General features: G+C 73.2%; 13 protein-coding genes and 2 pseudogenes. 13 read left to right on the plus strand and 2 right to left on the minus strand.

What is annotated here, in order from left to right; translation table 11 throughout:
- The first annotated feature begins 91 nt into the window (after positions 1 to 91).
- Both Vau01_RS18855 and Vau01_RS18860 read left to right on the plus strand, forming a co-directional pair.
- The gene (locus Vau01_RS18855; RefSeq protein WP_203994321.1) at positions 92 to 1036 is read left to right on the plus strand and encodes an acyltransferase domain-containing protein; all 945 of its coding nucleotides are present in this window, start codon (positions 92 to 94) and stop codon (positions 1034 to 1036) included.
- The gene (locus tag Vau01_RS18860) at positions 1036 to 1920 is read left to right on the plus strand and encodes an ABC transporter substrate-binding protein (protein WP_203995157.1); all 885 of its coding nucleotides are present in this window, start codon (positions 1036 to 1038) and stop codon (positions 1918 to 1920) included. Before Vau01_RS18855 ends, Vau01_RS18860 begins: the two co-directional genes overlap by 1 nt.
- Here Vau01_RS18860 and Vau01_RS18865 read toward each other — a convergent pair.
- Complete coding sequence (locus Vau01_RS18865) at positions 1896 to 2573, minus strand: GNAT family N-acetyltransferase (RefSeq protein ID WP_203994323.1); 678 nt, start codon at positions 2571 to 2573, stop codon at positions 1896 to 1898. The genes Vau01_RS18860 and Vau01_RS18865 overlap by 25 nt on opposite strands.
- Before the next feature lie 9 nt (positions 2574 to 2582).
- Positions 2583 to 3515 carry an NADP-dependent oxidoreductase gene (locus Vau01_RS18870; RefSeq protein WP_203994326.1) on the minus strand — a complete coding sequence of 311 codons (933 nt, stop codon included), beginning with the start codon at positions 3513 to 3515 and terminating at the stop codon, positions 2583 to 2585.
- Between the two features lie 76 nt (positions 3516 to 3591).
- Between Vau01_RS18870 and Vau01_RS18875 the strand changes: the two genes are divergently transcribed.
- The 11 genes and pseudogenes from Vau01_RS18875 (at position 3592) to Vau01_RS18915 (ending at position 15067) form a co-directional block, all read left to right on the plus strand.
- A complete protein-coding gene (locus Vau01_RS18875) occupies positions 3592 to 4005 on the plus strand; it encodes a winged helix-turn-helix transcriptional regulator (protein WP_203994329.1) in 414 nt (137 codons plus the stop codon).
- A 200-nt stretch (positions 4006 to 4205) separates the two neighbouring features.
- A pseudogene (locus Vau01_RS65265) lies at positions 4206 to 4748 on the plus strand (ABC transporter transmembrane domain-containing protein); the annotation flags it as partial.
- 190 nt (positions 4749 to 4938) lie between these two features.
- Positions 4939 to 5373, plus strand: a pseudogene (locus tag Vau01_RS65270) (ATP-binding cassette domain-containing protein); the annotation flags it as partial.
- A 118-nt stretch (positions 5374 to 5491) separates the two neighbouring features.
- Positions 5492 to 5836, plus strand: coding sequence for an ATP-binding cassette domain-containing protein (locus Vau01_RS65275; RefSeq protein ID WP_373320277.1), 345 nt, complete (start codon positions 5492 to 5494; stop codon positions 5834 to 5836).
- Positions 5833 to 7629, plus strand: a complete 1797-nt coding sequence (locus Vau01_RS65280) for an ABC transporter ATP-binding protein (RefSeq protein WP_373320278.1) — start codon at positions 5833 to 5835, stop codon at positions 7627 to 7629. The genes Vau01_RS65275 and Vau01_RS65280 overlap by 4 nt, the downstream gene beginning before the upstream one ends.
- A gap of 9 nt (positions 7630 to 7638) precedes the next feature.
- A complete protein-coding gene (locus tag Vau01_RS18890; RefSeq protein ID WP_203994335.1) occupies positions 7639 to 9015 on the plus strand; it encodes an NADP-dependent succinic semialdehyde dehydrogenase in 1377 nt (458 codons plus the stop codon).
- Between the two features lie 103 nt (positions 9016 to 9118).
- Entirely contained in the window at positions 9119 to 11206 is a 2088-nt protein-coding gene (locus Vau01_RS18895) for an NPCBM/NEW2 domain-containing protein (protein WP_203994338.1), read from the plus strand.
- Between the two features lie 73 nt (positions 11207 to 11279).
- Positions 11280 to 11816: an RNA polymerase sigma factor gene (locus Vau01_RS18900; RefSeq protein WP_203994341.1), complete on the plus strand. Its 537-nt coding sequence runs from the start codon at positions 11280 to 11282 to the stop codon at positions 11814 to 11816.
- On the plus strand, positions 11813 to 12481 hold the full coding sequence (locus Vau01_RS18905) for a hypothetical protein (RefSeq protein WP_203994344.1): 669 nt from the start codon (positions 11813 to 11815) through the stop codon (positions 12479 to 12481). The genes Vau01_RS18900 and Vau01_RS18905 overlap by 4 nt, the downstream gene beginning before the upstream one ends.
- A gap of 14 nt (positions 12482 to 12495) precedes the next feature.
- Entirely contained in the window at positions 12496 to 14208 is a 1713-nt protein-coding gene (locus tag Vau01_RS18910) for a hypothetical protein (protein ID WP_203994347.1), read from the plus strand.
- Positions 14209 to 14281: 73 nt separating this feature from the next.
- Complete coding sequence (locus Vau01_RS18915; RefSeq protein WP_203994350.1) at positions 14282 to 15067, plus strand: hypothetical protein; 786 nt, start codon at positions 14282 to 14284, stop codon at positions 15065 to 15067.
- The last annotated feature ends 69 nt before the right edge of the window (positions 15068 to 15136 follow it).

Below are 15136 nucleotides of genomic sequence, written 5' to 3' on the forward strand. Positions count from 1 at the left end.
GGTGGCCTACGGCCTGACGTGAGGCTGCCCGCCGAACGCATCGACGATATGCGCGGTCCGATTCCCCTACGAAGACGATAGGGTCGCGAGCGTGGATCTGGACGACATCGCCGCCCGCCTCGGGGTACCCGTCGGAGACGTCGAACGGCTCGCCGGCGACCGGCCGTCGGCTCCGCTGCCCGCCAAAGCCGACGCGCCCGCGATCCTCGACCGGCTCGCCGTGCGGCCCGACGACGCCGCCGAGATCATGGCGGGCTGGCCCGATCCCGACTCTCCACTGTGGACGCCCGAGCTTCGCTGGCTGCTCGACCGTTCGATCGCCCTGGTGCGCGCCGACCTCGGTGGCCGCGACTGGTTGCCGCCCGGCCCGGAGCTCCCGCGCGACCGGGGTCCCGCCTGGCGGCATCTCTACGTGTACGCGTACCTGGCGTTGGTGAACGTCGTCCTGAATTACCACCGCGACCACGGCGTCGCCGACGCCGTCTCCTGGGCGACCCTCGCCGACCTGGGTCGCAACCTGGCCGTCGACCGGCGGATGAACCGCGAGGGCTGGCCGGTCATGCAGGCCTGGCTGTCGCTGCACTGGCGCGGAGCCGTCTACGAACTGGGCCGGCTGCAGCACCACCGCGGCGGCGCCGGCTCCCGGGTCGTCGACCTGCACATCCCCGAGTCGGGGCCGATGACGCCCGCGGCGGTCGACGCGTCGCTCGACGCGGCCCGCGCGTTCTTCCCCCGCCATTTTCCCGACGAGCACTACACGCTGTTCGGCTGCGGCTCGTGGCTGCTCGACCCGCAACTGCTGGAGTACCTGCCGGAAGGCTCGAACATCATCCGGTTCCAGCGCAGGTTCGAGCTGGACCGCTACCAGGAGCCGGAAGGAATGGACGCCGACGTCGAGGTGCTGCGGTTCGTGTTCCGCACCCTCACCACGCCGCTCGACCAGCTACCGCGGCGCACCGTGCTGGAACGCGCGATCGTCGACCACCTCAAGTCCGGCCGCCACTGGCGCATCCGCCGCGGCCACTTCCCGATGTGATGCGCCTCGTCTCCCTGCTGCCGTCGGCCACCGAGATCGTCTACGCGCTCGGCCTCGGCGACGACCTGGTCGGCGTCACGTTCGAGTGTGACGAGCCGGCCCGTGCCCGCGTCGACAAGGCGGTGGTCGTGGCCGGCCGCGACACCACCGGCATGACCCCCGCCGAGATCGACGCCTACGTGCGCGACCGGATCGCCGCCGGCGAGGACCTCTACACGCTGCACGCCCGGGCGCTGGCCGGGCTCGACCCGGACCTGATCCTCACGCAGGACCTGTGCCGGGTCTGCGCGCTGCCGGCCGGTCACGTCGACGAGGCGCTCGACCACCTCGGCTGCCGCGCCGACGTCCTGTCGCTCGACCCGCACACGCTCGACGAGGTCCTCGACACCATCGTCGCGGTGGGCGCGCGGGCGGGCGTTCCGGACCGGGCGGCGCGCCTCGTGGCCGGGCTGCGCGGCCGGCTCGCGGCCATCGCGTCGGCTGTTCGTGGACGCCCGCAGCCGCGCGTCGCCGTGGTCGAGTGGGTCGATCCGCCGTTCACCGCGGGTCACTGGGTGCCCGACCTGGTCCGGGCCGCCGGTGGTGAACCGGTCGCGGCCCGGCCCGGTGGCCGCTCCGTGCAGACCACCTGGCCGGAGTTCGTCGACGCCGCACCCGACGTGGTACTCGTCGCCCCGTGCGGCTACGACCTCGACGGCGCCGCGGCGCAGGCCCGCACGGTCGTCCCGCTGTTCCCGGACGCCGCGGTCTGGGCCATCGACGCCAACGGCCTCGTGGTGCGCCCCGGCCCCCGCCTCGTCGACGGCGTGGCGGCCATCGCCGCGATCCTCCACCCGGAAGCCGTGCCGCGTCCGGCGGGTCAGATCAGGCCGGTCGGTCCCTGAGGGACCCACTCCTGCCACCGGGCGACCGGGACGAACCCGGCCCGCGTGTACAGCCGTTCCGCCATCGGCGTCGACTGGAGGCTGGCCGTGCGGAAGCCGCGGGCGCGCGCCGCCGCGAGTGCGTGACGCAGCACCCGGGCCGCCGCCCCGCGCCGCCGGGCCGGTTCGCGGGTCGCGACGAAGCCGACGTTGACGTCGCTGTCCACCGGGATCAGCACGAGTCCGGACGCCCGGTCGGCGTCGGCGAACGTCCACAGTCCCGGCACGCCGCGCAGCAGGTCGGCGTCGACGCCGGAGATGTCGGCGATCACCTCGGGCGTGACGCCGGAGACCACGCCGTCGTCGAGCGGCAGAGGATCCGGCAGCTCGCACACCATCGGCACCGTCGTGGTGTCGCGGACCAGCCCGGCCGCCGCGATCGCCGCCGCGGTCGCGTCGTCGGCCGACCAGATCGCATAGTGGGAGAGGCCCTCGAAGACAGCCAGCGCCGCCGGCACCGCGTCGGGACGCGGCACCGCGGCGTTGCAGAGAACCGGCTGACGTTCGCTCCGCAGCGCGACGAAGCCGTCGCCGCGCACCACACGCGCGTCGGGATGCGGGGCGGCGAGCGCCTCCCACGACCCGGCGAGCGAGGTGAGGTACCGGTCGAACACGACGGCAGCCTACGCGGGGACGAGCACGATCCGGCCGCCGGCGCCGCCCTTCTCCAGCAGTTCGTGCGCCTCGCGGGTCCGCTCGAACGGCAGCACGTGCGCGACGCGCGGTGTGAGGACGCCGTCGTCGACGAGCTCTGCCAGACCGGCCAGGCGCCCGCCGTCCGCGAAAACCTCCTGGACCACGACGCGGGTCGCGCGGATCGGCGGCGGCGCGAACGGTGCGACCAGCGCGACGAACGTGCCGCCGCCGCGCAGCGCCTGATGCGCGACGATGCCGAGAACCGCCGCGTCGATCACCGCGTCGACGCCGCCGGGCGCGAGGCCACGCACGGCTGCGGCGAGATCGTCGGTCGCGGTGGTGATCTGGGACGCACGTGAGCGCAGCCGATCGGCGTCGCGCGGCCGGGCGTGCGCGATCGTGCGCAGTCCCCGGCGCTTCGCGAGGTCGAGCGCGAACCCGCCCACGCCGCCGGACGCACCCGTGACGAGCAGCGTCTGCCCCGGTTCGAGGCCGGCGAGGTCGAGGGCGCGGTCGGCGGTCAGCGCGGTGAGCGGCAGGGCGGCCGCGTCGGTGAGCGGCACCGAGGCCGGCGCGGGCGCCACGGCCGACTCGTCGAGCACCACGTACTCCGCGTGCGCGCCGCCGGCGAAGAGCAGGTCCCGCAGTCCGATCACCGCGGCGCCGATGGGGAACCGGTCCGCTCCCGGACCGCACGCGTCGATGTGGCCGGCCACGTCCCAGCCGAGGCCGAACGCGTCCATCGGGGGCATGAGCCCGGCCGCGGTGAGCCGCCCGGCGCGGGCCGACAGGTCGATCGGGTTGAGCGCCGACGCCGCGACCCGGACCCGGACCTGGAGCGGGCCGGGTTCGGGCAACGGGACGTCGACGAGGTCGAGAACCTCGGGGCCGCCGGCGCGGCGCACGATGATCGCTTTCACGGAATGAACGCTAGGCACCTACCGTTGGTCGCGGGAGTAGGCACCTTCGAGTGCCTGAGGCACCCGGAGGAGCCCGATGACGACAGCCGGCGCCGCGCAGCGGCGGGAGACCACGCGGCGGGAGTACAACGCGAACCTCGCCGAATGCCCCGGCCACGAGGTGCTCGCGGCGCTGAGCGACAAGTGGGTGACGCTGATCGTCAGCGCCCTGGCCGACGGACCGCTGCGACACGGCGAACTGGCGCGCACCGTCGCCGGTGCCACGCAGAAGATGCTCACCCAGACGCTGCGCCGGCTCGAACGCGACGGCCTCGTCACCCGCACCGTGACGGGCACGGTCCCGCCCCGGGTCGACTACGAACTGACCGACCTCGGGCACGACATCCTGCCGCTGCAGCGCGCCATCAAGGCGTGGGCGGAGACGCACATCGACCGCGTCCACGCCGCCCGCGAACGGTACGACGGGCGGCATCAGGAGCCGCGGTGCTGAGGCAGATCAAGGGCGGCGGGCGGCCGGTCGCCTCCGACGAGGAGCTCCGCGCGGTCGGCGGCACCGGCCGGATCTTCCGCGTCGGCCTCGCCGGCCTGTTCCGTGGTGGACGCGAGGAGTGGCGCACGTTCGTCCCGTCGATCCTCGCCGCGATCGTGCAGGGCGGCGCGATCGTCGCGGCCGCGTCGGGGCTCGGGTGGGTGACGACGCACGTCATCACGCCCGCGTTCGCCACCGGGGAAACCACGGTCGGCGCGGCGTTCTCGGCGGCGGCGGTGATCGTCGGCATCGCGCTGGTGCGCGTCTGCGGGCTCGTGACGCGACGGGTCACCTCCGGCACCACCCAGTTCCGGCTGCAGGCCCGCTACCGGCGCGCGCTGACCCGGCGGTACCTGCGCCTGGGTCTCGCCTGGCACCGGCGCAACCCGGCCGGCCAGATGCTGTCGACCGTCGGCTCCGACGTGGAGGCCACGTGGTCGCCGATGATGCCGTTCCCGTTGGCGATCGGCGTGCTGTTCATGCTCGTCGCCGGCGTGGCCGCCACCGTCGTCGCCGACCGCGTGCTGGCCGTCGTCGCGCTGGTGCTGGTGCCGCTCATCATCGCCGTGAACCTGGGATACCAGCGGCGGGTGGCGCCGCGCCTGCGGCACGCGCAGCAGATGCGGGCGCAGGTGGCCTCGATCGCGCACGAGAGCTTCGAGGGCGAACAGGTCGTGCGGACGCTCGGCCTGCGTGACGCGCAGACCGGACTGTTCGCCGACGCGGCGACCCGGCTGCGCGACGCCAACATCCGCGCCGGCCGGGTGCGACCCGATCGTGGAACTCCTTCCCACCACGGGTGTTCTCGTCGTCCTCGTGGTCGGCGCCAACCGCGTCGCCAGCGGCGCCATCGACACCGGTGTGCTCATCCAGGTCACCTATCTTCTGACCACGATGGCGTTTCCGCTGCAGATCATCGGCCGGCTGCTGAGCGGGCTGCCGTTGTCGGTGATCGGGCGGGAGCGGGTCGGCCGGACCCTCGCGTGCGCCGAGGAGCTTCCGTACGGCGCGCGGGCGTTGACGGACCAGGACGACGGGTTGTACGCCCGGCTCGACGACGTCGGTTTCGGGTACGACCCGGCGCAACCCGTCGTCGACGGGCTCGGCCTCGATCTGCCGCCGGGCACCGTCACCGCCGTCGTCGGCGCCACCGGCGCGGGCAAGAGCACGCTGGCGAGCCTGCTGAGCCGCCTGCTCGACCCGTCCCGCGGAACCGTCTCCTACGACGGTCACGACGTCCGCGACCTGGCCGAGGGACAGGTCACCGGCACCGTCGCGCTGGTGGCCCAGCAGACGTTCCTGTTCGACGACACCGTGCGCGTCAACGTCGCGCTCGACGGGTCGTACACCGACGACGAGATCTGGCACGCGTTGCGGACCGCCGCCGCCGACACGTTCGTCGCCGCGTTGCCGAACGGGCTCGACACGACGCTCGGGGAACGCCACGCTGTCCGGCGGCCAGAAGCAACGGGTCGCGCTCGCCCGGGCGCTGATCCGGCGGCCGCGCCTGCTGATCCTCGACGACGCCACGTCGGCGCTCGACACCCGCGTCGAGCGCGACATCCTCGCCCGGCTGCGCGGCGCGGTCGGGCAGACCACGCTCGTCGTGGTGGCCTACCGGCGCAGCAGCATCGTGCTCGCCGACCGGGTGGTGTTCGTCCACAATGGACGGATCGGCGCCACCGGAACCCACCGCGACCTGTTCGACACCGTGCCGGCCTACCGCGACCTGGTCGGCGCGTACGACGACGCGGTCGAGGTCGACGAGCTCGCGCGGGCGGTGCGGGCATGAAGGACGGCTCCTTCGCCACCATCCGGCGCGGGCTGCGGGCCACGCCGGAGATCTTCACCGGCATCCGGCTGACGCTGCTGCTCGCGCTGTTCGCGGCCGGCGGGCGCATCGTCGTCCCGATGATGACCCGGTACACCGTCGACCACGGCCTCACCGACACCGACCGCGTCCTCGGCGCCGTCGGCGTCGCGCTGCTCGTGGTCGTGTCGGCCGGCGTCTGCTCGTGGGCGATGAACACGCGGCTCGTGCGGGCCAGCGAGACGGCGCTCGCCGCGTTGCGCGTCAAGGCGTTCGACCACATCCACCGGCTGTCGTCGCTGACGCAGCACCGCGAACGCCGCGGCTCGCTGGTCGCCCGGGTCAGTTCCGACGTCGACATCATCACCCAGTTCACCCAGGCGGGCGGCGTGACCCTGCTCATCAGCCTGCTGCAGATGGTCATCGCGACCGTCGTGATGCTGTGGTACTCGTGGGTGCTGGCGCTGGTGGTGCTCGCCTGCTTCGTGCCGGCGGCGCTGCTGATGCGGGCCGCCCAGCGGCGGGTCGCCGCCCGGTACCGGCAGGTGCGCCGCGACGTGGGGGAGATGTACGGGGTGCTCGGCGAGACCGCCGTCGGCACCGTCACGATCCGCTCGTACGGCGTCGAGCGGCTCAGTCAACGGCGGCTCGACGACGCGGTCGACACCGTGCGGCGCACGCAGACCTCGGCCCTGCCGCAACTCGCGGTCGGCTTCTCGGTCGGCGAACTGGTCGCCGGGCTGTCGACGGCAGCGGTCGTGGTCTGCGGCCTGGTGCTGTCGACGTCCGCCTACCGCGACGGCGACTGGTCCGGCTGGTTCGGCACGATCAGCCTCGGCGAACTGCTCGCGTTCGTCCTGCTGATCACGTTCTTCTCCCGGCCGATCCAGCAGTCGGTCGAGATCCTCAACGAGGCGCAGAACGCGGTCGCGGGGTGGCGGCGCGTGCTGGAGATCCTCGACACGCCCGTCGACGTCGCGCCGCCCGCGGAGCCGGTTCCGCTGCCGGCCGGCCCGGTGCGGGTCGAAGTGGCCGGCGTCGAGTACACCTACCCGACCGGTCCCCGCGTGCTGCACGGGATCGACGTCGACATCCCGGCCGGCGCGCACGTGGCCGTCGTCGGTGCCACCGGTTCGGGCAAGAGCACATTCGCCAAGCTGCTCACCCACCAACTGGTGCCGCAGCGCGGCGCGATCCGGCTCAACGGCGTCGGCCTGGCCGACCTGGCACCGGAGTCGCTGTACGGCCGCGTCGCGATCGTGCCGCAGGACTGTTTCCTGTTCGACACCACGATCGACGCCAACCTCCGCCTCGCCCGCCCCGAGTGCACCGACGACGACCTCCTCGACGCCCTGTCCGACCTGGACCTGATCTCCTGGCTCGGCACGCTGCCGCACGGCCTGCGGACCCGGGTCGGCCAGCGCGGCGAGGAGTTGTCGGCGGGGGAGCGGCAACTGGTCGCGCTGGTGCGCACGTACCTCGTCCGGCCGGACCTGCTGATCCTCGACGAGGCGACCAGCGCGGTCGACCCGGCGACCGACGTGCGGCTGCAACGGGCGCTCCGCCGGGTCGCGGGCGACCAGACCACGATCACGATCGCCCACCGGATGGCGACGGCCGAGACGGCCGACCGGGTCCTCGTCTTCGACGACGGCACCGTCGTGGAGCAGGGCCGGCACGGCGACCTGGTGGCGCGCGGCGGCGTCTACGCGGGCCTGCACCGCGCCTGGACCGCGATGAAGGCCGAACCGTTTGCGGGGCCGCCGTCGGGGTAGGCGGTCGGCATGCCCATCGCGACGACGAGCCCGGTGACGGGCGACGTGCTGAAGACGTTCGACGCGCTGACCGAGGAGCAGATCGACGGCGCCATCGGCCGATCGGTGACCGGTTTCCGCGAGTTGCGCGGCACCACGTTCGCGCAGCGCGCCGCCTGGATGCGGGCCGCCGCCGACCTGCTCGACGCCGAGCGCGACGACGTCGGCGCCCTGATGACGCGGGAGATGGGCAAGACCCTCACCGCCGCGAAGGCCGAGGCGGCCAAGTGCGCCCGGGCGTGCCGCTTCTACGCCGACAACGCCGAGCGCTTCCTCGCCGACGAGCCGGTCGAGGCGTCCGACGTGGACGCGTCCGCCGCGTACGGGCGGTACCAGCCGCTCGGGCCGGTGCTCGCGGTGATGCCGTGGAACTTCCCGCTGTGGCAGGCGATGCGCTTCGCCGCACCCGCGCTGATGGCGGGCAACACGGGGCTGCTGAAGCACGCCTCGAACGTCCCGCAGACCGCGCTGTACCTCGGCGACCTCTTCCGTCGCGCCGGGTTCCCGGCCGGCGCCTTCCAGACGCTGCTGGTCGGCTCCGACGCGGTCGAGCGGATCCTGAGCGATCCGCGCGTGCGCGCGGCCACCCTGACCGGCAGCGAGGCCGCCGGCCGCTCGATCGCCGCGATCGCCGGCCGGGAGCTGAAGAAGACCGTGCTGGAACTCGGCGGCAGCGACCCGTACATCGTGATGCCCAGCGCCGACATCGAGCGCGCCGCCGAGGTGGCGACGACCGCCCGCTGCCAGAACAACGGGCAGTCGTGCATCGCGGCCAAGCGGTTCATCGTCCACGCCGACGTCTACGACGCGTTCGTCGAGGCGTTCGTCGCCCGGATGGCCGCGCTGACGGTCGGCGATCCGATGGACGACGCCACCGACGTCGGTCCGCTCGCCACCGAGCAGGGCCGCGACGACGTCGCCGGGCAGGTCGACGACGCGGCGGCCAAGGGCGCGACGATCCGGTGCGGCGGCGAGGCCCCGAAGCAGGCCGGCTGGTGGTACCCGCCGACGGTGGTCACCGGCATCACCCCGGCGATGCGGATGTACGCCGAGGAGGTGTTCGGACCGGTCGCCGGCGTGTACCGGGTCGGCTCCGTCGACGAGGCGATCGACCTCGCCAACGCGACGACCTTCGGGCTCGGCGCGAACGCGTGGACCGCCGATCCCGGCGAGCGGCAGCGGTTCGTCACCGAACTCGAGGCGGGCGCGGTGTTCGTCGACGGCATGGTCACGTCGTATCCGCAGTTGCCGTTCGGCGGCGTCAAGGACTCCGGCTACGGCCGCGAGCTGTCCGCGGCCGGGATCCGCGAGTTCTGCAACCTCAAGACTGTCTGGATCGGCGACTGAGCACCCGCGTCTTGCGCATAAGGCATCGATAGACGTAGAAATAGCGGCAGTGCACGATCGGTTTCGGCGGCCGGTCGATCGAATCCCGACCTGGGGAGCCAGCATGAAGCTCCGTGCCGCCGCCGTCTCGCTCGTCGTTCTCGCGGCCGTCGCCGTCGCGTCCGTGAATCCGGGACGCGCGGCGCCGGCCAACGCCGCCGGAACGCCGCCGCCCGGTCCGATCGCCGCGCCGGTGATGGGCTGGAACAGCTGGAACCGGTTCGGCTGCAACATCGACGAGAACCTGATCAGGGCCACCGCCGACGCCATCGTCAGCACCGGCCTGCGCGAGTCCGGCTACACCTACGTCAACATCGACGACTGCTGGATGGCCTCGACCCGCGACGCGCAGGGCCGCCTGCAACCGCACCCGACCCGGTTCCCCGGCGGCATCAAGGCCCTCGCCGACTACGTGCACGCCCGCGGCCTCAAGCTCGGCATCTACTCCTCGGCCGGAACACTGACGTGTGCCGGTTTCCCGGCGAGCCTGGACCACGAGGTTGTCGACGCGCAGACGTGGGCGTCGTGGGGGATCGACCTGCTGAAGTACGACAACTGCAACAACCAGGGCCGGCCGGCCCGCGACCGGTACCGGGCGATGGGTGACGCGCTGAAGGCGACCGGCCGCCACATCGTCTACAGCATCTGCAACTGGGGGCTGGACGACCCGTGGCTGTTCGGTCCCGAAACAGGCGGCAGCTACTGGCGCACCACCGGCGACATCAGCGACAACTGGGGCAGCGTCACGTCGCTGCTCGACCAGCAGCGCGGGCTGGAACCGTTCGCCCGCAAGGGTTTCTACAACGATCCGGACATGTTGGAGGTCGGCAACGGCGGCCTGACGCAGACCGAGAACATCGCGCATTTCTCGCTGTGGGCGCTGCTGTCGTCGCCGCTGCTCCTCGGCAACGACCTGCGTTCGGTATCGGCGTCGACGCTGTCGGTGCTGCGCAACGCCGACGTCCTCGCCGTCAACCAGGACTGGGGCGGCTCGCAGGGTCGCCTGGTCGCCGACGCGGGTGACGCCGAGGTGTGGGCGAAGCCGATGAGCGACGGGTCCACCGCGGTCGTCCTCTTCAACCGCGGCGCGACCACCGCGACCGTCGCGACCACCGCGGCCGCGCTCGGCCTCGGCGGCTCGTCCGCCTACGCGCTGCGCGACCTGTGGACCGGCGCCACCGCGACGTCGGCGGGCGCGGTGTCGGCGTCGGTGCCGTCGCACGGCGTGGTGATGTACCGGGTGACGCGGTCGGGGTCGCTGTCGGCCGCACCGGTTGCCGGGACGCATCAGGTGAGCGACCTGTCGTGGCTCGCGTCGTCGAACGGGTGGGGACCGGCGGAGCGCGACCGCGCGAACGGCGAGCAGGCCGCGGGTGACGGCGCCGCGCTGACGGTCGGCGGAACCGCGTTCGCCAAGGGCATCGGCGTGCACGCCGACTCCGCCGTCCACCTCTACCTGGGCCGGGCCTGCCGCACGTTCACCGCGCAGGTCGGCGTCGACGGTGAGGTCGGCGCGAACGGCTCGGCGCGGTTCCAGGTCTACGGCGACGGCAAACTGCTCGCCTACACCGACGTGAAGACCGGCGGGCAGGCACCCACCCGGCTCACCGTCGGCACGGCCGGATACCTGACGCTCGAACTGCGGGTCACCGACGCGCGCACCGGCATCGACTACGACCACGCCGACTGGGGCGCGCCGACGCTCACCTGTGGGAGCGCCGGCACCGGTTCGTGGGTGAGCGACCGCGCGTGGGCGTCGTCGTCCAACGGCTGGGGACCGGCCGAACGCGACCAGTCCAACGGCGAGCAGGCGGTGTCGGACGGCAGCGTGCTCACCGTCGGCGGCGTCCACTACCCCAAGGGGATCGGCGCGCATCCGGCGAGCGACGTTGCGGTGACGCTCGGCGGCGCGTGCACCCGGTTCACGGCGGTGGCCGGCGTCGACACGGAGACGGCGGGCCGCGGCAGCGTCGTGTTCTCGGTCGTCGCCGACGGAACGACACTGTTCACCAGCCCGACGGTCACCACCACACCGATGGCGGTCGACGTCGACGTCACCGGCCGCGGCACGCTGCGACTCGTGGTCGCCGGCGGGGCGGACGGCGTCGAGTACGACCACGCCGACTGGGCGGATGCCCGTCTCCTTTGTTGAAACTCCCATGACATGCTCGGCGCCGTCGTGACACGTACCAGGTGTGGACCGTGAACGACGTGAGGAGCGCCGGGTGGATTCAGAGCGGGTACGCCGCTTCGAGGCCGTCTACGCCGCCACGTTCACCGCGATCCTCGGGTACGCGGCGCGCCGGTGCGCCGTCCCCGAGGACGCGGCCGACGTGGTGGCCGAGACGTTCGCCGCGGCCTGGCGCCGGATCGACGACCTGCCACCGGGAGACCGGGCGCGGCTGTGGCTGTACGGCACTGCCCGCAACGTGCTGGCCAACCACCGGCGCGGATCGGCGCGCCGCGACGACCTGTCGGCCGCGCTCGCGGCACAGCTCGCCGGCCGGTACGCCCGGAGCCCGGAGGACGAACTGGCGGCGCCGGCCATCCTGCGGCTCCTCCACGAGCTGCCGCCGACCGATCGCGAGGTGCTGACGCTCGTCGCCTGGGAAGGCCTCGACCACGGCGAGATCGCCGAGGTTCTCCGTTGTTCACGCAACACGGTCCGGCTGCGGCTGCACCGCGCCCGGCGACGCCTCGCCGCGCGGCTGGCCGCGGCCGGCATCACCACAGGACTGCTGACGGCGGAGGAGAAGCGATGAACGACCTGAACGCGGTCACCCGGGCGGCCCGGGTCCGCGACGAGGACCTGGCCGGAATGGAGTCGGACCCGGCGGCCCGCGCCCTGTTCGACACGATCGTCACCGACACCGACCATGTCGCCGCGCGGCGGTTCACGGGTCGGCGGATCGTCCTGGTCGCGGCCGCGGTTGTCGTGGTCGGCGCGGCGGCGGTCTTCGGGCCGGGGCTGCTCGGCGACCGGCCCGGCGGCGCCGCGTCCTACGCCAACGACGCGATCGACATCCGGCGCGAGGGCCGGTTCCTCGTCGCGCGGATCAAGGACCCGCTTGCCGACCGCGAGCGGTTCACCGAGGCGTTCCGCGCCGTCGGCAAGAAGGTGACGATCACGCTGGTGCCCGTGTCGCCGCGCTACGTCGGGCAACTGCTCAGCTCGGGCAGCAGCGCCAACCGCACCACCCACGTGGAGACCGAGTTCGAACCCACCGGCGGGGGCCGCGTCGACTGCGCCGTCGAGCCGCTGCGGTGCACGCTCACGATCCGGATCTCAATCGACACGACGTCGACGGTCCAGTACACGTTCGGCCGCGCGGCCCGTCCCGGCGAGGCTCTCCAGGACCCGTCACGGGATCCCGGTTCCGGCCCCACGGTGTCCGGCCCCGGCGCGTCCGCGGGCGGTGGCAATTGAACCGGCGTCGGGTCATGACGCTCGGCGCGGCCGGCGTCGTGGTCGCGGTGGTTCCGGCGGTCACCGTCGGACCCACGTCGGCCGCCACGACGGTGACGCCCGCAGCCGCCGCCCACCTCACCCTGGTGCTCGACGGCCGCACCTACGTCATCCCCGCCGACGCCCAACTCCTGGTCGCCTCCGGCGCGTTGGACCTGAGCCTGTTCGAGGCCGGCGCGACCTCCGCGTGGCGGGACCTCACCGAACCGGATCCCGCCGTGGGCGGCGTCGGCCTGGGCAGTCGACGGATGCGGTCGGGCGCTCACGTGCGTCCCCGAGAATCGCCGCCTTCGGCGACGGCCGTCGGTATCACGGTGCGGTACCTCGACCGCGCGGGCCGGCCGACGGCCACCGCGTACTCGATGCTGCGCAACGTCGACGATCCGTCGGTGTTCGCGTTCGTCGTGCCGGAGCCCGACGGCACCGGCCGCGCGACGCTGCCGGCGGGCCGGTACCTGATGGAGTCCACAGTGGACACCCCGCGGCCGGGCCGGGCGGACCCGGCGGTCTCGGTGACGGTGAACCCGTTGCTGTCCGTCGACCGGGCCACCGACCTGGTCGTCGACGCGCGGGCGGCGCGGCCGGTGTCGGTCACCGTGCCGGATCGCGCGGCGGCGGGCGTGGGCGCGCTGGCGGCGTTCCGGCGGACGGTGACCGGCGGGCAGGTGCGGTCGGTGTACGGCAGCCCCGACGTCACCGCGCTCTTCACCCTCCATGATGGACCGACGACGCCGCCGGCCGACTTCGAATCGGCCGTGGGCGTGCTGTTCGCACGGCTTCCGGTTGTCTACGCGACCGGGTGGCGCCGCGACGGCGCGTTCTTCACCGGGTTCCGGCAGCGGGTGGCGGAGTCGGACCTGAGCACCGTGCGGGCCCGTTTCGACACGGTGGCGCCGGGCCGCGCGGCGGTACGGTCGTACGGCATCGCGCTGTCGTCGGGTGCCGCGGCCCAGTCTCTCGGTATCGATTCCCTGCCGGCCGACCGCATCGAGCGGTACGCGGGCAACGCCCGCTGGGCCACGGTGCTGACCGAGTACGCGGCCGGCACCGAGTTCGCCGACGCCGTGACCCAGGAACAGACCCCGACCGCGTACGCGCCCGGCCGCACCTACGCCGAACGCTGGAACGCCACCCCGTACTGGCCCGCACCCCGGGTGACCCGCGACGGCTCCAGGCTGTTCGCCCGGTTCGCGATGTTCTCCGACGCCTCCGGTATCCGTGAGGGCACCGGTTCGACCTCCCACGCCCAGGTGGACCTCTACCGCGACGGAGTCCTGGTCGGCACGGCATCCCAGCTCGACGGCGCCGCGTTCCCGTTTGTCGCCGGCCGACACACCCTGACCGCGACGGCCGAACGATCCTGGACCCCGATCGCCGCCCGGACCACCGCCACGTGGACGTTCACCACCGCTGCCCCGGGAACCCTTTCCCTGCCGTCGATCCGGTTCACGACGGCCGGCCCACGCACATTGCAGGTCCACGCGATGGGCGGCGTTCCGTTACGCTCGCTGACCGTGGACGCCTCCTACGACGGCGGCCGCACCTGGCATCCGGCGACCCTGACCGCCGGCTCCGCAATCCTGCCCCGGGACCCGGGAGGATCGCCGGTGTCGCTGCGGACCCGCGCCACCGACCGCACCGGAGCGACCGTCGATCAGACGACCATCAACGCGTACGTCGCAAACTGAGACGTAAATGGGCCGCCCGAATCGCGGTGGCGCCCCGATAATCATGCGGGTCGCTGGGACGGGTGGAGGAACGATGGTGTCAGACGGGGACAAATCGGCGGTTGCGGGGTCCACAGTGGAGGAGTCCACTGTGGACGGTGACCGGCCGGGACAGGTGGCGTCCGGGGCCACGACGCCGGAGGCCGTGACGCCGGCGACGGCCGAGGAACCGGCGGGGGAGGCCGCGACGGCCGAGGAACCGGCGGGGGAGGCCGCGACCGCCGAGGCATCGCGAGCGGAAGTGGCCGAGGCTGAAGTGGCCGAGGCTGAAGCGGCCGAGGCGGGACCGGCCGAGGCGGAAGGGGCCGAGGCCGAGGCGGAAGCGGCCACGGCTGAAGTGGCCACGGCCGAAGCGGTGTCGCCGATTGCTGGTGATCGTGGGGCGGTGGCAGGTGCGCGGTCGCGGCGTCCGCTCGTTGGGCTCGGGGTGGTGGCCGTGGTGTTGGCGATCGCCGTGGCGGTGGTGGGCGTCCTGTTCGTGCGGGAGAGGTCGGCGCACGACGATGCCCGGCAGGCGTTGCGGGCGGAGGCGGCCCGCACGGCTCAACTGGAGCGGGACCTGGCCGCGGTGCGGGCGGAGCGGGCCGAGTTCGAGAAGAAGTTGGCGGCCACCGAGGCTCAGCTTCTGAGCGCCGACGCGAAGGCGGCGATCGCCAACTGCGTGAAGCTCTATGCCACGCTCGAGCGGGCCATAGCGGACGCCGATCGGGGCGGCTTCGGGTCCGGCACGGTGGAGTTCGCTCCCATCGTGGTTCTCGAGAACGGGTCGCCGACGAAGGTGTGCGACGCCGCCGAGAAGTACCTCGCGAAGATCGGCTGAGGTGGGGGGCTTCCGGGGCGCGGCGATCTGGGCTACACATTCATAGGTATCGCTGAATGTGTGGCCCGT

It is taken from the genome of Virgisporangium aurantiacum (assembly GCF_016863635.1).
GTDB classification, from domain to species: Bacteria; Actinomycetota; Actinomycetes; order Mycobacteriales; family Micromonosporaceae; genus Virgisporangium; species Virgisporangium aurantiacum.